At 41.9% G+C, this 18,509-nt stretch carries 25 protein-coding genes and 1 tRNA gene; 7 read left to right on the plus strand and 19 right to left on the minus strand.

Features of this window, described 5'->3' with window-relative positions; genetic code table 11:
• Nucleotides 1-86: 86 nt before the first annotated feature.
• Nucleotides 87-881, minus strand: coding sequence for an ABC transporter permease (locus tag K2W90_02680; protein ID MBY0353248.1), 795 nt, complete (start codon nt 879-881; stop codon nt 87-89).
• A gap of 8 nt (nt 882-889) precedes the next feature.
• Nucleotides 890-1,636, minus strand: a complete 747-nt coding sequence (locus tag K2W90_02685) for an ABC transporter ATP-binding protein (GenBank protein MBY0353249.1) — start codon at nt 1,634-1,636, stop codon at nt 890-892.
• Between the two features lie 411 nt (nt 1,637-2,047).
• Here K2W90_02685 and K2W90_02690 point away from each other — a divergent pair, with 411 nt between their 5' ends.
• Nucleotides 2,048-2,584, plus strand: coding sequence for a flavin reductase family protein (locus tag K2W90_02690; protein ID MBY0353250.1), 537 nt, complete (start codon nt 2,048-2,050; stop codon nt 2,582-2,584).
• Nucleotides 2,585-2,598: 14 nt separating this feature from the next.
• Here the strand turns inward: K2W90_02690 and K2W90_02695 are convergent, their stop codons facing one another.
• The 7 genes from K2W90_02695 to K2W90_02725 all read right to left on the minus strand — a co-directional run bounded on the left by K2W90_02695 (nt 2,599) and on the right by K2W90_02725 (nt 7,345).
• Nucleotides 2,599-3,420: a hypothetical protein gene (locus tag K2W90_02695; protein ID MBY0353251.1), complete on the minus strand. Its 822-nt coding sequence runs from the start codon at nt 3,418-3,420 to the stop codon at nt 2,599-2,601.
• Nucleotides 3,421-3,464: 44 nt separating this feature from the next.
• A complete protein-coding gene (locus tag K2W90_02700) occupies nt 3,465-3,998 on the minus strand; it encodes a hypothetical protein (protein ID MBY0353252.1) in 534 nt (177 codons plus the stop codon).
• A 238-nt stretch (nt 3,999-4,236) separates the two neighbouring features.
• Nucleotides 4,237-4,641 (minus strand): HNH endonuclease, encoded by a 405-nt coding sequence (locus K2W90_02705; GenBank protein MBY0353253.1) that lies wholly within the window; start codon nt 4,639-4,641, stop codon nt 4,237-4,239.
• A 33-nt stretch (nt 4,642-4,674) separates the two neighbouring features.
• Nucleotides 4,675-4,929: a hypothetical protein gene (locus K2W90_02710; GenBank protein ID MBY0353254.1), complete on the minus strand. Its 255-nt coding sequence runs from the start codon at nt 4,927-4,929 to the stop codon at nt 4,675-4,677.
• A gap of 32 nt (nt 4,930-4,961) precedes the next feature.
• Complete coding sequence (locus K2W90_02715; protein MBY0353255.1) at nt 4,962-5,429, minus strand: hypothetical protein; 468 nt, start codon at nt 5,427-5,429, stop codon at nt 4,962-4,964.
• A gap of 449 nt (nt 5,430-5,878) precedes the next feature.
• On the minus strand, nt 5,879-6,862 hold the full coding sequence (locus K2W90_02720) for an alpha/beta hydrolase (protein MBY0353256.1): 984 nt from the start codon (nt 6,860-6,862) through the stop codon (nt 5,879-5,881).
• Between the two features lie 132 nt (nt 6,863-6,994).
• Nucleotides 6,995-7,345 carry a nuclear transport factor 2 family protein gene (locus K2W90_02725; GenBank protein ID MBY0353257.1) on the minus strand — a complete coding sequence of 117 codons (351 nt, stop codon included), beginning with the start codon at nt 7,343-7,345 and terminating at the stop codon, nt 6,995-6,997.
• A gap of 131 nt (nt 7,346-7,476) precedes the next feature.
• Here K2W90_02725 and K2W90_02730 point away from each other — a divergent pair, with 131 nt between their 5' ends.
• Nucleotides 7,477-8,103, plus strand: a complete 627-nt coding sequence (locus K2W90_02730) for a TetR/AcrR family transcriptional regulator (GenBank protein ID MBY0353258.1) — start codon at nt 7,477-7,479, stop codon at nt 8,101-8,103.
• A 556-nt stretch (nt 8,104-8,659) separates the two neighbouring features.
• On the opposite strand, the gene K2W90_02735 is transcribed toward K2W90_02730, so the two are convergent.
• Entirely contained in the window at nt 8,660-9,199 is a 540-nt protein-coding gene (locus tag K2W90_02735) for an alpha/beta hydrolase (protein ID MBY0353259.1), read from the minus strand.
• Nucleotides 9,200-9,281: 82 nt separating this feature from the next.
• On the opposite strand from K2W90_02735, the gene K2W90_02740 reads away from it, so the two are divergent.
• From K2W90_02740 to K2W90_02750, 3 genes are all read left to right on the plus strand, one after another.
• On the plus strand, nt 9,282-9,755 hold the full coding sequence (locus K2W90_02740) for an NUDIX hydrolase (protein ID MBY0353260.1): 474 nt from the start codon (nt 9,282-9,284) through the stop codon (nt 9,753-9,755).
• A 136-nt stretch (nt 9,756-9,891) separates the two neighbouring features.
• Nucleotides 9,892-10,233: a hypothetical protein gene (locus tag K2W90_02745; protein MBY0353261.1), complete on the plus strand. Its 342-nt coding sequence runs from the start codon at nt 9,892-9,894 to the stop codon at nt 10,231-10,233.
• An 89-nt stretch (nt 10,234-10,322) separates the two neighbouring features.
• Entirely contained in the window at nt 10,323-10,784 is a 462-nt protein-coding gene (locus tag K2W90_02750; GenBank protein MBY0353262.1) for a hypothetical protein, read from the plus strand.
• On the opposite strand, the gene K2W90_02755 is transcribed toward K2W90_02750, so the two are convergent.
• The gene (locus tag K2W90_02755) at nt 10,773-11,324 is read right to left on the minus strand and encodes a hypothetical protein (protein ID MBY0353263.1); all 552 of its coding nucleotides are present in this window, start codon (nt 11,322-11,324) and stop codon (nt 10,773-10,775) included. The genes K2W90_02750 and K2W90_02755 overlap by 12 nt on opposite strands.
• Nucleotides 11,325-11,334: 10 nt before the next feature.
• On the minus strand, nt 11,335-12,417 hold the full coding sequence (locus K2W90_02760; protein MBY0353264.1) for a hypothetical protein: 1,083 nt from the start codon (nt 12,415-12,417) through the stop codon (nt 11,335-11,337).
• A gap of 149 nt (nt 12,418-12,566) precedes the next feature.
• Between K2W90_02760 and K2W90_02765 the strand changes: the two genes are divergently transcribed.
• Nucleotides 12,567-13,541 (plus strand): nucleotidyltransferase domain-containing protein, encoded by a 975-nt coding sequence (locus K2W90_02765; protein MBY0353265.1) that lies wholly within the window; start codon nt 12,567-12,569, stop codon nt 13,539-13,541.
• Here K2W90_02765 and K2W90_02770 read toward each other — a convergent pair.
• Nucleotides 13,534-14,571: a hypothetical protein gene (locus tag K2W90_02770; GenBank protein ID MBY0353266.1), complete on the minus strand. Its 1,038-nt coding sequence runs from the start codon at nt 14,569-14,571 to the stop codon at nt 13,534-13,536. The genes K2W90_02765 and K2W90_02770 overlap by 8 nt on opposite strands.
• 73 nt (nt 14,572-14,644) lie before the next feature.
• On the minus strand, nt 14,645-15,022 hold the full coding sequence (locus K2W90_02775) for a TfoX/Sxy family protein (protein MBY0353267.1): 378 nt from the start codon (nt 15,020-15,022) through the stop codon (nt 14,645-14,647).
• Nucleotides 15,023-15,129: 107 nt separating this feature from the next.
• On the opposite strand from K2W90_02775, the gene K2W90_02780 reads away from it, so the two are divergent.
• On the plus strand, nt 15,130-15,651 hold the full coding sequence (locus K2W90_02780) for a peroxiredoxin (GenBank protein MBY0353268.1): 522 nt from the start codon (nt 15,130-15,132) through the stop codon (nt 15,649-15,651).
• Here K2W90_02780 and K2W90_02785 read toward each other — a convergent pair.
• The 5 genes from K2W90_02785 to K2W90_02805 all read right to left on the minus strand — a co-directional run bounded on the left by K2W90_02785 (nt 15,620) and on the right by K2W90_02805 (nt 18,508).
• Nucleotides 15,620-16,798, minus strand: a complete 1,179-nt coding sequence (locus tag K2W90_02785; protein ID MBY0353269.1) for a hypothetical protein — start codon at nt 16,796-16,798, stop codon at nt 15,620-15,622. The two genes, K2W90_02780 and K2W90_02785, sit on opposite strands and share 32 nt — an antisense overlap.
• A 134-nt stretch (nt 16,799-16,932) precedes the next feature.
• On the minus strand, nt 16,933-17,352 hold the full coding sequence (locus K2W90_02790; GenBank protein MBY0353270.1) for an SRPBCC family protein: 420 nt from the start codon (nt 17,350-17,352) through the stop codon (nt 16,933-16,935).
• Between the two features lie 19 nt (nt 17,353-17,371).
• Nucleotides 17,372-18,007: a LysE family transporter gene (locus tag K2W90_02795; protein ID MBY0353271.1), complete on the minus strand. Its 636-nt coding sequence runs from the start codon at nt 18,005-18,007 to the stop codon at nt 17,372-17,374.
• A gap of 108 nt (nt 18,008-18,115) precedes the next feature.
• Complete coding sequence (locus K2W90_02800; GenBank protein MBY0353272.1) at nt 18,116-18,307, minus strand: GIY-YIG nuclease family protein; 192 nt, start codon at nt 18,305-18,307, stop codon at nt 18,116-18,118.
• A gap of 125 nt (nt 18,308-18,432) precedes the next feature.
• Nucleotides 18,433-18,508 (minus strand) — tRNA-Asn (locus K2W90_02805).
• Nucleotide 18,509 lies beyond the last annotated feature (1 nt).

Below are 18,509 nucleotides of genomic sequence, written 5' to 3' on the forward strand. Positions count from 1 at the left end.
TCAATTGAGGATTTTTTAAGTACCATGCAAAAAAGTAAATAACATGATTAAAAAAAGGGCCCCTGTTTCCAGAGGCCCTTTTTTAATTAGACAAAATCAAGCTGCTTTTTCATGCGATTATAAACCGCACACCAGCATGCAAGCGTAAACAGCGTCAGCATTCCCATGCAGGTCCACCAAGAAAAGAAATCTTGTTGGCCAAGCAATGCGGCACGTGTTCCTTCCATAATGTAGGTAATGGGGTTTGCCAACAGCCCGTAGGCAAGCGGTGGCCATGCCTTGTGCATAGCTGCCCACGAAAACTGGAACCCGCCCAAAAACCACAGCGGGAAAATGAAGCGTGACCAGACGTTGCCAATCTTTGCAACTTTGCCAACATGTGCGGCAATAGCAAGTGCCAACATTCCGTAAAATAGGTTTGAAAGCACCGTGATGGCAATCAGCTTGCACCAGGCAACAGCTGCCAAGTTAAAACTTGCAAAAAAGAGTATCTTTCCTACTACCAGCATTGAAAGACTCAACAGTGTTCCAATGGTTGCGTACGCACATGCCGAGCTAAAAAGCACGACTGATGGTTGTACCGGCAGAGTCAGATAGTACCCAATGCTGCGCTCGCCAGCAAAGTCCATGATAATGGTTGCAATGTTGCTGTAGTTTTCAAATAAGCCGGCTGTTGCAATGATGCCCGCAAGTTGAAACAAACCAAAATCGCCTGCAAGACCAAACGTTTGCATCACGTGTCCAAAAATTACCAGCGTACAAATTGACCAAATTTGGATATTGACCAACTTTGCACGTAATTGATGGCTCGCTATCTGTAAGCGTGTGCCCAGCAGTTTAAAAAAAATAGTAGCAGAGTGTGCTCTAGTTTTATTATTCATAAATCACCTTATTTGTTTTCGTCAGTGTTTTGTTGCATGAGCGCAATAAAAACATCTTCAAGATTATTCATATTAAAATCGGCCTTAAGTTTATCGGGCGTTTCAATCAGCTTGATTTGTCCCTGATCCAAAACGCACACACGGTCGGAAAGCGCTTCCGCTTCATCCAAATAGTGTGTGGTCAAAATCACGGTGGTGCCCAACTTTTTAAGGTTTTTAATGGTTTCCCACAGTTGTCGGCGGATGTGTGGGTCAAGTGCAACCGTTGGCTCGTCAAGCAATAACAGCTTTGGATTGTGCATCAAACTGCGCGCAATCATAAACCGTTGCTTGTAACCGCCTGAAAGGACCGTTGCCTTTTGATGCAAATACGGTGCTAGTTCAAATTGTTCAACCAGCTCATTAAGCCGTTGATCAATCTGTTCCTTGGAAAGTTGATAATAACTTCCCGACAACCGTAAGTTTTGTTCAAGGGTGAGCGACGGGTTTAGGTTAGGCTTTTGTGGGCAAAAACCAAGTTGAAAGCGGTATGAAATGATGTCGTTATAAATTGACGTACCTTCAAACTCGATATCACCTTCGGTTGCTGGGTGCGATGTTGCAATAATTGAAGACAGGGTTGTTTTCCCTGCGCCATTTACGCCCAACAGGCCCAAAATTTCGCCTTCGTAAATGTCTAACGTTACGCCCTTTAAAGCTTGCTTGGTGCCATAACGTTTTTTTACGTTTTTTAAACGTAGTAATACTTTTTTCATAAAATAACTCCTTTGTAATCACAAGCGTGATTACGCAGTATTTTTTCTTAGTGTGCAGCAAAAAAAGATTGTACTTCTCTGCTGTACAAAATAAACAACAAAAAATTGATTGGGTTTAAGAGAGAGAAACGTTATAAGCTTAGCGAAAAGCTACCCTGCTTTAACGTTCAACCGCTTAGAAGCGGAAATTTAGATAATGGCGCTTAGGATGGCCACCGTTACTTTTTGCTTAATCATCGTCATGATGATCCCTTTCAGTGGATGGTTTTATAGCTCTTGCCAATACTAAAAATAATATTCTATAAGAATATCATAATGCTTGCCGGCTTGCAAGAGGGGCTTAAAAACCGTTAAAAAACGGTTAAAAATTGCTGTTTTTTATTAAAATACCAAGAGAAAGGTTTTTAGAATATGAAGAAAAAAATACTGCCATTATCTAAGGTTTATCAGCTGCTTGAGCCAGGCCCTGTGGTGCTGGTTTCTACGGTGCGTAAGGGCGTGCCCAACATTATGACCATGTCGTGGCACATGATGGTAGACTTTGAACCGCCGCTGGTTGCAATAGTCATGAGCAACCGCAATTATTCGTTTAAAAATTTGAGCACGAGCAAAGAGTGCGTGATCAACATACCCAGTGTTGAGCTGGCCAAAACGGTGGTGGGCATTGGGAATACTTGTGGCTCAAAAGTTAATAAGTTTGAAAAGTTTGGACTGACTGCTGTGCCGGCAAGCCTAGTTGACGTGCCCATGGTTGGTGAGTGCTTTGCAAATTTGGAATGTAAAGTTGTTGATACCAAGATGGCTGAGAAATATAATATTTTTATTTTGGAAGTTGTGAAGGGCTGGGTGAGTGTGGGGAAGAAACGCGTGCGGACCATTCACCATCAAGGCAATGGAGTTTTTGTTGTTGATGGGGAGGTGATTAGGTTGAGGTCGGGGAAGAAGTAGGCGGATTGCTGCCTTTAATGCTCAAGACTCCATTGATGGAGTGCTCCACAGGTAAAAGGATAAAAACCCTGGTAGAGTAGAGCAGGACCGCGACAAATTAGTGTCCTATCTTTTTGTTCAGTTGCAAGGCCCATTAAAAATACCTTTTCAACTTTACCACTATCATCAAGTTTTATTTTCCAAAGGGCTGCACCGCTCATGCCTTGAAAATTATTAAGAGTTTTTTCTTTGGTTTTAATGGGGGAGATAATGTTATCAACAGTTATTTTAACATGTTTAAGGGGCCATGTTTTATATTCAATATTATCTAAATCAGGTACAACAAAGTATTGACCAGCGTTTTTTAAATATAAGATTGGTCTAGGCGATATTTTCTTGTATTCTTTCCCTTCCCACACATTTCCCCATATCATCCAAAGGCAGTTTTCATTGTCGTAATTTATTGTTGTATTCTGATCGATATTCCAAAATTGTTTTTTTAACTTGTTTGTAACTACACCGTAAGATTGATCATCGAGTAAAATAAAGGCTATATCTGGACCGACCTCTGTATTTGGATTAGCCGCGGGTGGAAATTTGATAATTAATGAATATGCCAACTCTTGTAAATTTTCATCCAAATCAGGAACGCTGAAGCGATTTTGTTTTTCCTGAAGCATACAGTTAACTACATGAGCATTTGTTAGTATGCCTTTTTGGTTGCCCATAATTACAAATGTTCCACTACCTAATCCAATGGGCTTGGTAGGAACTTCTCCGGGATTAATAAGCGGAGAACAAAAGTCACTTATTGCGGATTTTGCTTTTTCAAGAAGGGCTAGTTCTTTTGCTGTCATGAGCGTTCCTTGGTGGTTTGGCGTAGAGCTTTTTATGAAAGATTTTATTTTGATGTATAAATGAATTTCAAGTAACCGTACCATGTTGTACGCTTTTCTAGTTCTGGAATGACTTCATTAATTTTAGTTGCAATATAAATCATTTGGTTTTGTAAGTCTCTGGGCACTATTTTTTGACCTGCTTCATCTTTCCTCGGTTCTAATTGGCCGATATTACAATCTTTTGCTAGCTCAAAAAGGGGTAAGGCAAGCTGGACAATTTCATTGCACTGTTGATAAAAATTTAAATGACTTAGTGCCTTTTCTAGCCAGTAGAGCTGGAAGGGATTTTTATTATCGCCTCTGTATATTTTATTGTATTGACACTCGTTTTTTAACGCTTTCATGGTTGCAACAAATTCACCTTGTTTATTACAATTATCAATGAGTTTGAAAAAAAGCCCGCTTATTATAGGAGTTGAGAATGTTACTATTATTAAAAGAGCATCTTTTATCGTTAATGCGACTGCCAACAGTGTTAATAAAGCAATGACTGGCAATAACCATTTCAGTAAATTATTTTGTAACCAATGAACCATATTGCTCCATGAATTCTTTGTGTGTTTAGTCATAAATTAACACCATGCAAACCATCTCTCTGTCGACATTTTCAACTATTGTAGTATACAACAAAATTGGATTTTTTTATAAGAATTATTGCATCTTTTTAGAACAAAAAAGAAGTGTATTTTTTAGAAAACTTCCAAATCAAAAACATCAAGTTTGCCAGCGCCAGTGAGATCGGTAGCATCCAAGGTGCCCTTGGATTCATGAATTTCATAAAGCAACTTTAGGTACTTGCCAGCAATCAAGCGCGGAACAGCATCTTTTCGTTTCAGCCCGTACCACTCCGTAAATACCTTTGCTGCCTTTTGATGAATTGCATGAGCGGCAAGCCCAAGCGCCGTTCTCAGCCGTGTCTAGGCCACCTTTTGCGCGAGGGATAATATGGTCCCATGAAAGGTTTTCTGTTGACTGGCAATATTCACAGGCTTTTGGTTTACCGGACATTTGCATTTTTATTTCACGCAAGACGTCACTCATTTTTATCTCGCCTGAAGAAAGTTTTGCTTTTCTGTCCATGATAAATGCGTAAGTATTAATTCCTGCGGATGCAGCAATGATTTTGGCGTATTGGTAATAGATCAGGTCTTCAATGGTTTTGATAGCGCGAGGTGGCATTGTGATTCTCCATTTTTTGAATCGTAAATAAGTTTACAGGCCCCATATGTACTTGAAAAATAAGTAGAGGCCGCGTAAAACTGTTATGAAGATTATAAGAGGTAGCATTGCCAACATAATAGCAAGAATGCACGGTACTGCAGCTAATGCAATAGGTACAATGGCTAGGATGATGAGGAAAACAATAACGTTAGCAACCTCTCTGAAATCTTCTTTTTTTGCTGTTTCTTCTTGAGGTTTTTGATCTGCTATTTGGTCCTGTTTGATTTGCTCATTGATTTTATTCATAGAATTTTCCGTAGTGAACAGGATTTTTCGTTTTATTTTTTTGCTTGGTATTCTTTATTGAGCGTAGCTATAACTTCTTTAGTAATGTCGTATGCAGGGTCAATGTAAAAGAAACTTACAGCGTCACAGTTGCTGCCATCATAATCTTTTTGATGTTCATAGGTAGCAACGGCGCTGGCTCCTAGACGTTTGACAATAGATGCGACAATCGCATATGTCTTACGCCATAAAGCTTTGTTTTCTTCTTCTATCTTTTGGCAGATTTCTTGGAATTGTGAAGATGGATAATCTTGATGTATTTTTTCTAAGCGCTTGCGTAAGTCAGCAGATTCCAAAGAGCAAAGGGGGTGTCCCTCTACCCAAGAAGCGTTTTGTGTTCCATATTGTATCAAGAGTGGGCATTTGTTAAAGTACAAGACAGGGCCTTGGGTAGTCGCACTTAAGTTGCTGAAGGCAACTGTGATTAATGCAAAGATTGATAGAAATGTTATTTTTTTCATTAGATTTCCCCCATTTTAGATTTATAACTACTGGCTTGTTCCTTCAAGCCATACTTCTTTACTTCCTTAAGTATGCCAGTATTAGTTCACTGTCGCAAACGGGTAGGCTTTGATTGGCAGCGTTAATCAGTATATTTTTTACAAATTGAAAATGTCCTTAGCTGTAAATAACAAAAAGTCACGATTATGTGATAAATAAGGCATAAATCGTGGCTTTACCCTTCGACAGGCTCAGGGTGAACGGTGGTAGGGAAAAGGAGGAAAAACCAGCTTCAAGAAGCTAAATACCAGTTTCTGCGCAGCTTTTTAACCTTCCCATCATTATTACCAACCAAGGTATAAACAGTCTTTTGCGTGTTATCCCCAAAATGCCTGAACGAGGCAACAAGCAGGTAATTCATGCTATCTCTGAGGTCGTTAGAGTAATTAGTCTTGCTGGTAGACCCTGCTCAGCACAGCTCAAGAAACTGAGCTATTGAGTCAGACTCAATGAACCGCTCGCAGACCCGGCGGTACAACTCTTCAGATTCTGGCCTCAAATTGCCGCTGTGGCAGTACGGCGTGATTAATGCGGCGCGAAGCGCGCGTGGTGTTGCGATCCAAATTTTGTCATAGTGCTTTTTTGGCACAAACAGATCATTGCGGCCATAAATGAACAAAACGGGAATGGTGAGCTGGGTAAGATATTGTTCGATGCAAACATCGTTCAAAAAAGCAAATGTAGTGGCCAAGATCATTCGCTTAACAGGTGGGCAGCTGGTAACCGCTTTGAGCGCTCTGGGCGCGCCTCCTTTTCCTGGTGAAAGTGGCAGCAGAGGGTCTTTGCATATGCTTTCGGCAAAGGAGCGCAGTGAGTGCCACGGGCTGTCTAGAATGAGATGGGTAAAGCCTGGGCGGCCTGCGCGTCGTTCGTCTGCTTGCACTTTGGCAAAGAGGTAGGTGCTGTAGCATTCGCCCAGCCCAACAACGCGTTTGTACTTTTTTCGCGTGCGAATAAAGTTGAGCACGGTGCGTACTTCTTGCTCTTCGTCGTGCAAAATGCGCTGTGTTGGGCAGCCAGAGGCAAGTGCTTTAAGCAAAAATGTTCTGTACGATTGATTCCAGCGGTAATCGAACATAATGACGTCGCAGTCAAAAAGGTACGCGTGGCCAAGCATAGATTCTTTTGGTGCTGGAAGACCTTGGCCTAGTATCACAATTGTGTCGCTGTTGTTATCAAAAAAAGTAATGGGGATGCGCAGGTTTGGGTCAGATGGTGACCAGAGTGTGTGATGCTGTGGCTGGGCACGAAAATGTGGGTAGGGCGTGTCGGCCGGGATGGCGAGTTGGCGTGGTTGGTCCAGCTGGTCGGCCACCAGGAAAAAATTTTCAGCCGCCTGCATGCTCGCGGTGAGTATGAGTGTTGCAAGCATAGAAATTAGTTGTTTGTTCACAATATCCCCCTCGGTCTGTGCAGAAAAAGATTCTGCATTTTTCTACTATTACGGGGGTAGTGTAGCAAGTTCAATATTTTCTTGCCTAGGAAATACTCTTTTTAGCGCTCTTTCTCTATCGTATTAAGCTTCTTATTCTGTGTGTGTACCAAACTTGCTGGCATCAAAAAATAGTTCAATGTGGGTAATCAATTCATTATGCAGCGTCAGATGTACTGCTGTTTGCAAGGTATCAACTGGTGCAGGAAATTTCATATCAATGGTCATCATGACATGTTCATGTTCAGCAACAACAACGTGAATAGTCAGCATATAAAAAAACGCCAAGTGCTTTTCTATTGCTTGAAGCACGGCATCTTTTCCGCTGCGAGTGCCCAGCGGGCCAACCAACTGAACGTTTTTGTCCAGATATTGGGCCATGGCGGTAATGTTTTTTTCTCCCATTGCGGTGTAATAAGCGCGTGCTATTTCTTTGTTAGTCATTATTTTATCCCTTTTTTTAATGAATTTTAACGATTATTTGAAGTTCTAATTTAATTATAGTAAACTATATTTAATATGTCAAACGGCCTATTTTTTTATTAGTTTTTTTGTAACCAGTGAGCTTTTTATTTATGGCAATTCGTAAAAAGAGAGTTTATGACTCAACCAGTCGCGATGCACAAGCTGCGCAAACGCGGCAACGCATTCTTGAGATGGCACAAAAGTTATTTCAGGCCGAAGGTTTTGAGTGCGTGACTATTGAAAAGTTGGCACAAGAAGCCGATGTTTCAATGCCTACTATTTATGCGCTTTTTAAATCCAAGCGCGGCATTGTGCACGCGCTCATGGAGCAGGCAATGCCGGCCGAGCAGCATGAAGCGATTGTGGTAAAAATTTATCAAGAAAAATCGGTGCATAAGCGTTTGGCGTTGGCGGCAAAAATTGCGCGGCAGATGTATGACGCTGAGCGTGCGCACATGGCTCTTTTTCGTGGTGCTGCAGCGCTAGCACCTGAGCTTAAAAAGCTTGAGGCGGCGTTAGAGAAACGACGGTACAAGCGGCTTGAAAAGACGATTGAGATTATGACAGAAGAGAAATCGATTATGCGGGGGTTGAGTGCCGAAAAAGCGCATGATATTTTGTGGGCGTTTACCGGACGGGATATGTATCGTTTGTTGATTGTTGAGCGGGGGTGGGGGTCTGGGGAGTATGAGAAATGGTTGGCGCAAGTTTTATTAAAAGTTTTGGTTGGTGAGTAATAGTTTTTTTGTTTTTTATTTAATTCTTTTTTCATCTTCTTACGATCTCTGTCTTATCTAATTTTAAAGCATTTCGTTTTTTGCAAAGGGGGTATTGCGACTCCCTTTGCAATGGGCGCACCCTCCTACGCTCTTCGCCATTTGGGCTTGTAGCTTCGGCGGGCAGGCCAAAGAAGTGTCTTTGGAATCTCTGACGCACCAACGCCCGACAACCGCGCTAACGCGCTCTGTTCGCTTGATGGTGCTTATTCAGTACGATTAATTACACTTTTCAGGATTCTAACTGGTCTCGGCGTCATTTACTTTCAGAAAGTATACAAACTTTTGCAAATTAAAAATTGATTAATGGCTCCCCATAAGCGGAAATGTCGAACGCAGCGCGATTAGCGCTGTCTCGACTTGTTTGCGCGTAAGCGGGTTTTGGGCAGCCGGCCCAAATGCACGGAGGTGCAGGAGGTGTTTGCATAACATCTCCTGCAAAACGAATAAATTTAGTAATGAAAAAAACAGAGATTGTAAGAAAATAAAAATAAATAAATAAAAAAACAATAAAGCGTTAGCTCTTAATTTTATTTTTCAAAACTGCAAGCAGATCAGGAAGCGTTTTATTCATAAAATGCCCTTGATTAGCATATTCATAATAATCAGTATCAAGCTGCTCGTGAATGTGCTGTGCTTCTTGAATAGGAATGTACGGATCATCACTTGATGCCAACTGAACAATCCACTGCTGATTCTTTTTTATAGCTTCCCACTGCCACGGTGCTGTGTAATAACCAGCAAGCCGTTCGCTTGCAAAACCAAGATCGGTGTAGCACGCGCCAACCAGCACACTGCCCCACAAGGGATATTTTTCTGCATAGCGCATGGCCGCAACAGCACCTGACGAGTGGCCAATGACAATCGTATTTTCATCGCACTGCAAAACATTGCGCATGTATGGCAGCCAGACTGATGCCTTGGCTTCAACATTGTCGGGCATGGTTGGTGCAACGACCGTGATATTATTTTTTTCAAGTTCGGCTTTCAGCCAGGGCGTCCAGAAATGTTGGTTGGTGCAGCCGCCATTGCCGTGAATGATAACAACTTTTTTCATGAGAGCATTCTTTCGCATAGCTTTATTTTTGGCAAGTCTCATTGTAGAGTATCCAAAAAATCATAACTTTAAAAGGAGCTCCATGGACAATAAAATTTCTGTACAGCGCATTGCAACCAAAGCAATCATTGCCAATGAAAAAAACGAAATTCTGCTCGTGCGCGAAGCGCGTTATGATGAAGGTACTAATGCCGGCAAGTACATGCTGCCCGGCGGGCGCATAGAAGTTGGTGAGCCGTATCTTGATGGTTTAAAGCGGGAAGTGCGTGAGGAGACCGGGCTAGACGTTGTTGTTGGCGCGCCGGTGTTTGTTGGTGAATGGTTTCCGGTGATCAAGGGCGTTCCTACACAAATTGTTGCAATCTTTTTTGCATGCAGAGCACTTGGCTTGCAGGTTGTTTTGAGTGCTGAGCATGATCAGTTTGTGTGGGTTAATCCTGGCCAGCTTAGTGCTTATAACATGACTTCGGCTGATGTGCAGGCGCTGCAAGCGTTTAGGAATTTTAGTAAGCGAGATTATGAAACGTTGAAGGTGAGCGGGCGTTTGGAAATATAAGTGTGTTCGTTTTTAAGAATTATTTTTTAAAATTAATACACTTGTTTGGTTTGGGAAAAAGTTATTATATTGACTTATAGTTATTTGCCATGCTAGGGTCCAGCAACGTTAAGATAAATCTTTTTGAAAGGATGGTATGGAAATTGGATGCAACATCAGGTGCAACAAGTGTGACAGAAAAATGGGTTTTTCAGAGCTTCTATCTTGTCTAACGATCAAATTTCTCAAAGAGTATGGCAAGCTTATTGCAGAATTTTTGGTTGGAACGATAATTAAAGAATGGCTTCTGACTTCAAAAAGAAGTTTGTTTGAGTTGGAGGGCGGTATGGCATCCTGTGCCAACTACTTTGATGTAAAATGTCCGAAGTGTGAAAGTTTAGGTCATTGGGATCCGGCTCCTGAAGAGGAAAAGAAGGTAGCTAAAAAAGTGAAGACTTCTGTTAAAGCGAGGGTGATAAAGTCAAATCTTGAAGTGTAACTTCAAGTACTATAGGGGGAGTAGTTATGAGGACAGTAAGAACGATTGCCTTTTTTGTATGTTTGTCATCTGCGATGCAAGCGCTAGATTTGGATAAAGTTCAAGAATCGCTTGCGACTGCCTCAGTGTATTTGATCATGATGAAATATCTTTGCTCTTGTGCACAAATAGAAAAAACTGTTAATGAAAAATTTGCTGACGATCTAGAAATGAAATGTAAAAACTGTGGTTTTTGTAAAGGGGGCGGAAAGTCACTGAGTGAATATTTGGACAGGAGGTTGCGCGAAGCTCTTCACGGTGGAAGCAGTTTTGATGGGATGGAAAAACTCCTAGACGAACATATTCGTTTGATGAAAGAAGGATCGATTGCTGAAATTGCAGATTTTCTTGTTAAGGTAGCAAATGATGCCAAATTTTCCTGCACGCAGTGCAGCGGTGTGGCTTGGGAAGTGCTACCATTTTCCGATGAGAAAAAAATTGTTCGTAAAAAAGAAAAAAGAGAGGGCAAAAAGCGTGCGCTTCTTTCTCCGGTAATCAATTTATTTTCTTAGTTTTTGTACTTTCTCTGTGTGTGCCAAAATTTTCTCTGCAGCTTCTTGCGCTGTTAAATTGGTTACATCGAGTTCCAGTAAATGTGGATGCGAGATGCTGATGAGTTGTTGGTCAAGTCTGGCGCCTTCGGTAGACGTTGATTTGAAACGCTCTGCGCGTCTTGGCGAGGTGACTCTTTTTATATGCTCTGCCTTTGCGATAGTTAATTTTACTGGAACAAATAAAGATTCTCGTGTATCTGCAATTTCCATTACTCGTTCGTAAAGACCGCTATCGGTTTCAAGCAATTCGTTGGTAAGCACATAGTTTTTTTCGAAGTCTACCATAATAAAATCAAATACTGCTCTTCTGATGCGGCTAATAGCAAACCATGCTGTTGAGGGAATTGGGGTTATTCCGTCAAGATCGATGAGCGACAGAATTGGGTTATTGATTAAATGATTATCAATAACTTTATACCCGTGGCGAGCAATATGCTGAGCAATGGTGTATTTTCCAACCCCACCAAGCCCGATAAGATAGATCATAATTGTTTGCACTATTATTTCCTTATAAATTCCGAATCTGTTTTCGATATTTTTTTAGCAGCGAAGCGTTGAGAGTTGTGGCATAAGAATGTTTTTGGTTTGAAAATAAGAAGCGCAAGCCATGCCCATCTTTTTCAATAGTCAGCAAAATTGACGGTGCGGTTGCGTACTGCGTATCAAGTACGGGAAGTATTATTGGTAAGAAAACAAAAACCGGAAATGGCTCAATAGCAAGCCGGTTGCTGTAAAGCCAGTTGCCGCTGGCGCCAAACATAAACAAGTCGGCATGCCCTGGTTTTTTCTTGCCGCACAGCAGTTTGATTTGTATCAATTTATTATGATGCTGAAGTTTGCGGTGTGATTTTTTGCTGGTCGAAAGCCTGTCCAGCTTTTGTATTTTGTCGCCGGTTGAATAAAAGTTATATACTTTTTTAAAGCAGGGAGCTGCAACGTAGTGTGCTGTTTCCGTTTGAATTGGCGTACCGAGCAACACCAGCTTGTCGATGCTTAAATTTTTTTTGTGCGTTTCTTCTGCCTGTGCAAGGTTGAGCAGTACGTTGCCGCCGTGGCTGTGGCCAATGAGCAGAAGCTCAACGTTTTCGAATTTCTTTTGTAAGTTTTCAACTTCTGCCAACAGTTGCAGGTACAGCTTTTCTGCTGCTTGTTGGCGATTGGTTTGGTCTAGTCGCCCGTTCCAGCCGAAGGTGTAGCACGAGCATGAGTTTGGCAAAAGTTCGGTAAACATGCTGGCCGCAATGCAGGCTGCTGGTTGATCTACAATTTGGTGCAAGCCCTCTGCGCCGAGTGGTTGGTAGTGGTAGACTGACTTTGTTTTGAGCTGGTCAAGATACAGCTGGTACCATGATTTGTTGGTGTGCCTGCCGCGTGAAAGAGACTGTTTGAGTGATGAAAACGATGCGCTAACGTTTGGCAGTGGCAGCATGGTGCCGTGCACAAAAACGACCATGGCGTGGGTGCTGGTGGTTTTTTGATCAGAAGCTTTTGGTGCTTCAATGGCAATCTTTGGCCGTTTGTTTAAACAGCTGGCGAAAAAAAGCAACACAAGCAGCGCGTAAGCGCTGGTAATTAAGCGTATAATCTTCATAAAACCAGCTTAGCACAGGGCAGGAGCAGATACAAACGGCGATAAATTAGTTACAATAAAGCGAGCTTAGTTTTTAGCCAGTTTGCCCTGCCTGTGCGCCGTAGCCACCTGGGCGCAGGCGTAAGCTTGTCGAAGGGTGAGGAAAAATCATGGAAATAATTGTAAAAATGAAGTGGGGTTCGCATCTTTTTGGTACTGCCACCCCAACTTCAGACATTGACATTAAAGGCATTTACCTGCCTACTGCGCGTGACATTTTGTTGCAGCAGATAAAACCCGTGGTACTTGAACAGCGGGCAAAAAAAGTTGGAGAGAAAAATTTACCCAGCGATGTGGATTATGAGCTGTACAGCCCACAAAAATATTTAGCATTGCTAGCGCAAGGCCAGTCGGTTGCGCTTGAAATGCTCTTTGCGCCAGACAGTGCGTTATTGCAGGAGCCACTGCCAGCCTGGCTAGAAATAAAAAAATTAGCGCCACGCATTCTAACAAAAAAATCAGCATCATTTGTTGGCTATTGTCGCCAGCAGGCAAACAAGTACTGTGTTAAAGGAGTGCGTCTTGGTGCTGCCCGTCGCGTGCTTGAGGTACTTGTGTGCGAAGAAAAAAAACTTGGTTCTTCTGCGCCGTTGCGGTTGATTCGCGATATTTTGCAAAGCCTGGTTGCTGACAATGATTTTTTGGCACTGGGTGGCGATAGACCTGACCTTGAATATTTTGAAGTGACCAACAAGCGCGCATTGCTCAATGCTTCCATCAAGTCGGCTCGGCAAATGGTTGAAAATATTATTGAGGAATATGGTGCGCGGGCAGCAATGGCTGAACATTGCGATGGGGCTGATTGGAAGGCGCTTTCACACGCGGTGCGTGTTGGCCTGCAGGCGCTTGAGTTTTTGCGTGACCATACCATTACCTTTCCATTGAAACGGGCTGAGCACATTGTTGCAATTAAGCAAGGCAAGGTGCCGTTTGAGCAGGTAGTTCAAGAGATTGAGCAGCTGGTGGCTGACGTTGAAGTAGCCGCACAAAATTCGACTTTGCCAGAAACTTTCGATCAAAAAATAATCGATGATTTTATTGAGCAGCTTTATCTGGAACAAATTAAAAAAGAGCATTTCATCTAAGATAAACTTCAAAAATCATGATGTTGGTATTAAAAATGTCGCCAATTGGTTCCCAGCCAGATCTTTGCCATGGTGTTTGGCCAGGCCAAACGTGAACTTCGCCAATAAACAGATGAGAAATTACTCCTGCCTGTTGATGAGAACCATAAATATTGCGAGCGAGTGTGCCATCGTCGACGTTGAGCGGGAAGGGGTTAGTTTCTTCGTTAAATGCCGGGAATTCTGCTACCGGAACATTTTGTGCTGGGTACACGGCTGAGTAAAATGCGTTAAGTGTTTCTTTAACGCCATTTTCCGGCGCAAGTCCCAAATATTCTTTAAGTTTAGGCAGTGTGGATCGTGCTTCTTGTTTGCCGACCAGTGATGAAACGTACGCATCTTTTTGTGTTGGATCTGTTAAATAAAGCCGTCCGCGAAAATTTAAGAGACCTTTAATTTTTGTCTGGTCTTCTGGTTTGTACCATTTTTCAATAAATGACAAAAAAAGCTCGGCATTGTCCGAAGGCTCGATCCATTTTCCGTACGGATAGTTGCCCCATTTGTTAATATCGCACATGTTGGTTTGTCGTTTTCTTATAGCATCAGTTTTAATTTTGATGGCAACGATCCCGTGTTTTTTTTCTAACCACTCTCGTACTTTATTGAGCACGTTAAGTGAGGCGCGCCAGGCGCAGCCCCAGCCCATGTCTTCATGAAAATCACCAGCTTTACAGATTTTCAAAAAGACATCATCTTCAAGCGGGCGTGCATTATAGTACGTAAATGGGCCGCCAACTGTTTGGCAATTGTTTGGATCGAGCTGATTTTCTGGTGCTGGGTGATTTGTTGAATACAGCGCGGTTTGGTTGGTTCGTAAATCCTCGCCATCGAATCGAATGGGTAGTCTTGCTCCTATCTTTGCCAAGCGTATTGCCAAGGTGCTCAGTTTTGTTTTGAGAACTACAAGAGAGTCGTGCAGGGCCTGCATGCCTATAAGCTGGTGTCCAGTGCCGGTAAAACACAAAACAAACAGCACAATTTTTTTATTCACGCTTTTTCTCTGACTTAAAAACAAAATAACGTTCTTGATAAAAACTTTATATAATTTTTGTCAGCAGTTTCCATTATTTTTTCTTTTGGTTTAATTTTTTAGCGGGAGCTGTGCGCTTTGGTTTTTTGGTCTGCTGTGCTGCATAAAAAGATTTATCAATCCACATGGCAAGTTTGGCTGGGTTTTCTAGAATGTCTACGGGCAGTTGCCAGTAGCTCATAATAACCTTCTTGCCCTGCTTGTTTTCATACGAAAAGGGCTGGGAACCATATTCTTCAAAACGTTTTTCGTCGCCCTTGTCCACTTTAAAAAATAAAACATCGTTGATAATTAGGGCAAAGCAGAGGTCGTTTTTATAAATTCCATAGCCGCCAAACATTTTGCGTGCTTTAATGTTGCCGTGTGGCGACAGGGCATCTAAAACATAATCGACAAAACCGTTATTATTCATACCGCGGACCTTTTGACTAATTTAATTTTTCTTTACAACGCACTATAACTCTATACTTTTACTTTTAACACGAACGCTTATAAAAATCACGTTTGAAGGGATAGACCATGAAGTTTTATGCTTGTTTATTTGCTGTTACCAGCTCGCTTTTTTCTGGCATGTGCCTTGCCAAGCCGTTGGCTGTTGGCGCCAAAGCGCCCGACTTTACCTTAAAAAACGATGCGGGTGTTGATTGCTCGTTGCACGATTTTGTGGGTAAAAAGGTTGTTTTGTATTTTTATCCAAAAGATAGCACGCCTGGTTGTACCAAAGAAGCTTGTTCGTTGAGAAACAGTTACGATGATTTTAAAAAGAATGACATTGTGCTGTTGGGCGTAAGTTATGACTCAGTTTCTTCACACAGAAAATTTAAAGAAAAACATAACCTGCCGTTCCCGCTGTTGAGCGATAGCAAGAAAAAAGTGGCCAAAGCGTATGGCGCTGCTTCAACGTGGCTCTTCTTTTTTACCGCGCCAATTCCTTCACGCATTACCTTTTTGATTGATGAAAAGGGGGTGATTGTGGCAGTGATTAAAGATGTTGATGTTTCAAATCACGCTAAGGAAGTTCTGAAGGCGTTTGGAATTTGAAATTTACAAAAAAATTATGCTCACTTAACTTTTCTTGTACTTCTTGCAAAAACTCATGTACTTGATCTGGGTTCATAAGCGAACCTATTTTGCAGGTAAATTCCGCAATTTCTTTTGCAAGATTTTGTTCAGACAATTCAACGATTCCTTGGATACCATTTTTCAGTGCGTTGTAGTACATCATGATTTCTGTCTCTTTGTTTTGGTCGGCATCGAGCGTCCAATCTTTTAAAGACAAGTGTACAAGAGTTTCTACATATTCAATAATTTCTTGTTGGTGGGAGAGGGCGTACTCTGACATTGCGCTAAAAGTATGAGAAAATAAGAGGTTGATTATTTCGCGGCCTTTTGCAATGACAAATGGTACTCCAAGTTCTTTTTTACGATCAAAAAATATCTCAAGAACAGCTGTTGCCGAAGGGACGAGTAATAGTTCGATATTTGGCTTCATGGCAAGAGAACGAGCTATTTTTTCGACATACGCAATGCCTCTGCCCAAAGAGCCTCTCTTTTTGTGAAATTTGCACCATATGCCCAGAAGTGAAGATAAAACGTCACGAGCGTCACTAAATTTACATGCTTCTTCAATGAGACGCATGGCATATGCTTCTGCTGCTTCAGGATTGTTTTGAGTTTCGCTCATAAATTCAATAATTTTACCTGCAGAAAAGTGCAAATCTGGCTCCATATTCCAAGGAACTCTTGGATCTTGGCTGCGAGAAATAAGAGATAAAAAAGCTTCTTTATATGCTGCAAATCTGGCTTCTGAATAAGGAAGTGTGCCGTGAGCGATGCTGAGTATAAGTATGTTGAGTCCGTCAGTAGCGGGTTGATAATTTTTCTCATGTATGAATTTTTTTACGGCATCAAAGCAGCCATCTGCTTGTTCCTGAGAAGTGATAAGTATCTCAATTTCAGATGCCCTTTCAAATATTGAAGGAACGGCGGTAAACTTGCCGCCTTCTAAAAATTGTCTGAAGGGTTCATATTTTTTTAAAAAGGATATAGTTGATGGACGTACTTCTCCTTCGATCAAAAACTTGCCATTAACAAATGCTCTGGCCAGTGAGTGAAGAGTCATGAAATGTTGGTGTGTTGCCAACAGGGCTGTTGCAACCAAGAAAATGCGTGAAAAAAACTTACTCATTAAAATCTCCTTTAACCAATTGCTTTGCATAATGCGAACAGTTAAGTGGGAGATTACAGCATAATGTTGATGTGTCAAATTACGCTGTCTTGTGCTTTTTCCGTTTCCATAGATTTATCGCTCATAAAATATTGTTAGCTTTGTTTTTCGGCTTTTTTTATCATCGCAGCCATTTCGATAGGTATCTTTTTTTTGATACCTTTACCCATCAATAATGCCCAAAAAAGCGCCAAGGGTCCACGTATTTCAGTTTTAAAGGTGACGGTTGATTTGCCGTTTCTTTCAGTTACAAAGTGTGACATAACAAAGCGTGCAAGGGGGACGTTAGCTTCTTGAACAAATAAGTGCATGGGCTCAACCTTGGCGAGTTTGGTTTGTAAGAGTGGGCCAGTTTTGAATTTAAGCGTGCCAGTTGTGCCCGTTGTGAAGGGGCCGTTGAGCGTGCTGAACTCGAGGTCATGGTCCCAGGTATTCCAGGTGGCAATATCTTGCCAGATGTGCCAGATTTGAGAAGGGGTTGCTGTTGTTTCTATAGTATTTTTGATGATGAGCATGCATTTTCCTTAAAAAAACCTATCGAGATAGCAAAGATACTAGTCCACGTCCTACTGCCGCAATACCAAAACCGGTAAGCAATACGCCGGCAGTTTTATTAATCAGTGATAAGGTACGTAAAGAAATCTTTTGGTGAAAGTATGTCAAAAGTCCTATCAACACAAGCACTACAAGCAGTGCTCCCACAATGACGCCAAAGATGAGGGTAAGGGAAGATGTAAGTGACTGTGAAGCGACATCAAGCCCCGCAAACATCATGGTGTAGGAAATAATCGTTACTGGGTTGGTGAGGGTGAGTAAGAATGTTGAAAACCAGGCATTAAACCCATTTCCCTTAGCAATTACTTTTTCAGTAAAGGGCTTGACGTGGTTGGTGTACGTAGTAATACCCAGATAAAGAAGAAATAGGCCGCCAAGCAACACAATAATTGGCTGGTAGGCTAGGAGGTAATGAGCAACAACGGTGAGCCCAACTGCTGCAATCAGCGCATAGAAAACATCGGCCGTCATAGCTCCAAGGCCGCACAGTAGTCCGGTAAGAACGCCATCATTGAGTGTTCGTTGAATGATAAGAAAAAAAATTGGACCGGGGATGATGGCCATGGTTATGCCAAAAACAAGGCCTTTGAAGAGGGCGATAATTAATGGATTCATATTCTAATTTTCCGTTAAGAAGATTTTTATGAGTTCGAACTTGACCAATTAACTAGCCTACCAGAAACGCTTTTTTGCGAAAGCTCTGCCTGACGAAGATTTTAAATACTATTCAAAAGCGATTGCTTTTGCTTCTATTCTAAAAGCTAGGCACAATTCTAATTGCCAAGGTTTATATTTTGCTGTGTGAATCGACTTGCCGTAGTTGTGTTCAGCAAGGCGTTGCTTAAGATTTGTTGTGTAGCCCGTGTAAATCATTTCGGGGTATAACTCGGAACGTAGAAGATAAACGTAATACATATTTTTATAATGAAAGCCCGTCTACGTCAAGACTACGACGGGCAGTCTTCGCTTCACGGTTCTATTGTAACTTATTTTCATTTAAGAAGATGGCCTGCCAGTCGTAGCTACGAAGTAGCGAAGACTGGCTCCCCGAGCAGGACTCGAACCTGCGACCTAACGATTAACAGTCGTGTGCTCTACCAACTGAGCTATCGGGGAA

The organism is Candidatus Babeliales bacterium (genome assembly GCA_019749895.1).
Lineage (GTDB): Bacteria > Babelota > Babeliae > Babelales > RVW-14 > AaIE-18.

What these genes read in the sequence shown, in the direction of transcription:
- K2W90_02680 (MBY0353248.1), bottom strand. Translation starts at nt 881, where the DNA reads ATGAATAATAAAACTAGAGCACACTCTGCTACTATTTTTTTTAAACTG.
- K2W90_02685 (MBY0353249.1), bottom strand. Translation starts at nt 1,636, where the DNA reads ATGAAAAAAGTATTACTACGTTTAAAAAACGTAAAAAAACGTTATGGC.
- K2W90_02690 (MBY0353250.1), top strand. Translation starts at nt 2,048, where the DNA reads ATGAAGAAAAAAATACTGCCATTATCTAAGGTTTATCAGCTGCTTGAG.
- K2W90_02695 (MBY0353251.1), bottom strand. Translation starts at nt 3,420, where the DNA reads ATGACAGCAAAAGAACTAGCCCTTCTTGAAAAAGCAAAATCCGCAATA.
- K2W90_02700 (MBY0353252.1), bottom strand. Translation starts at nt 3,998, where the DNA reads ATGGTTCATTGGTTACAAAATAATTTACTGAAATGGTTATTGCCAGTC.
- K2W90_02705 (MBY0353253.1), bottom strand. Translation starts at nt 4,641, where the DNA reads ATGCCACCTCGCGCTATCAAAACCATTGAAGACCTGATCTATTACCAA.
- K2W90_02710 (MBY0353254.1), bottom strand. Translation starts at nt 4,929, where the DNA reads ATGAATAAAATCAATGAGCAAATCAAACAGGACCAAATAGCAGATCAA.
- K2W90_02715 (MBY0353255.1), bottom strand. Translation starts at nt 5,429, where the DNA reads ATGAAAAAAATAACATTTCTATCAATCTTTGCATTAATCACAGTTGCC.
- K2W90_02725 (MBY0353257.1), bottom strand. Translation starts at nt 7,345, where the DNA reads ATGACTAACAAAGAAATAGCACGCGCTTATTACACCGCAATGGGAGAA.
- K2W90_02730 (MBY0353258.1), top strand. Translation starts at nt 7,477, where the DNA reads ATGGCAATTCGTAAAAAGAGAGTTTATGACTCAACCAGTCGCGATGCA.
- K2W90_02735 (MBY0353259.1), bottom strand. Translation starts at nt 9,199, where the DNA reads ATGAAAAAAGTTGTTATCATTCACGGCAATGGCGGCTGCACCAACCAA.
- K2W90_02740 (MBY0353260.1), top strand. Translation starts at nt 9,282, where the DNA reads ATGGACAATAAAATTTCTGTACAGCGCATTGCAACCAAAGCAATCATT.
- K2W90_02745 (MBY0353261.1), top strand. Translation starts at nt 9,892, where the DNA reads ATGGAAATTGGATGCAACATCAGGTGCAACAAGTGTGACAGAAAAATG.
- K2W90_02760 (MBY0353264.1), bottom strand. Translation starts at nt 12,417, where the DNA reads ATGAAGATTATACGCTTAATTACCAGCGCTTACGCGCTGCTTGTGTTG.
- K2W90_02765 (MBY0353265.1), top strand. Translation starts at nt 12,567, where the DNA reads ATGGAAATAATTGTAAAAATGAAGTGGGGTTCGCATCTTTTTGGTACT.
- K2W90_02775 (MBY0353267.1), bottom strand. Translation starts at nt 15,022, where the DNA reads ATGAATAATAACGGTTTTGTCGATTATGTTTTAGATGCCCTGTCGCCA.
- K2W90_02780 (MBY0353268.1), top strand. Translation starts at nt 15,130, where the DNA reads ATGAAGTTTTATGCTTGTTTATTTGCTGTTACCAGCTCGCTTTTTTCT.
- K2W90_02785 (MBY0353269.1), bottom strand. Translation starts at nt 16,798, where the DNA reads ATGAGTAAGTTTTTTTCACGCATTTTCTTGGTTGCAACAGCCCTGTTG.
- K2W90_02790 (MBY0353270.1), bottom strand. Translation starts at nt 17,352, where the DNA reads ATGCTCATCATCAAAAATACTATAGAAACAACAGCAACCCCTTCTCAA.
- K2W90_02795 (MBY0353271.1), bottom strand. Translation starts at nt 18,007, where the DNA reads ATGAATCCATTAATTATCGCCCTCTTCAAAGGCCTTGTTTTTGGCATA.
- K2W90_02800 (MBY0353272.1), bottom strand. Translation starts at nt 18,307, where the DNA reads ATGTATTACGTTTATCTTCTACGTTCCGAGTTATACCCCGAAATGATT.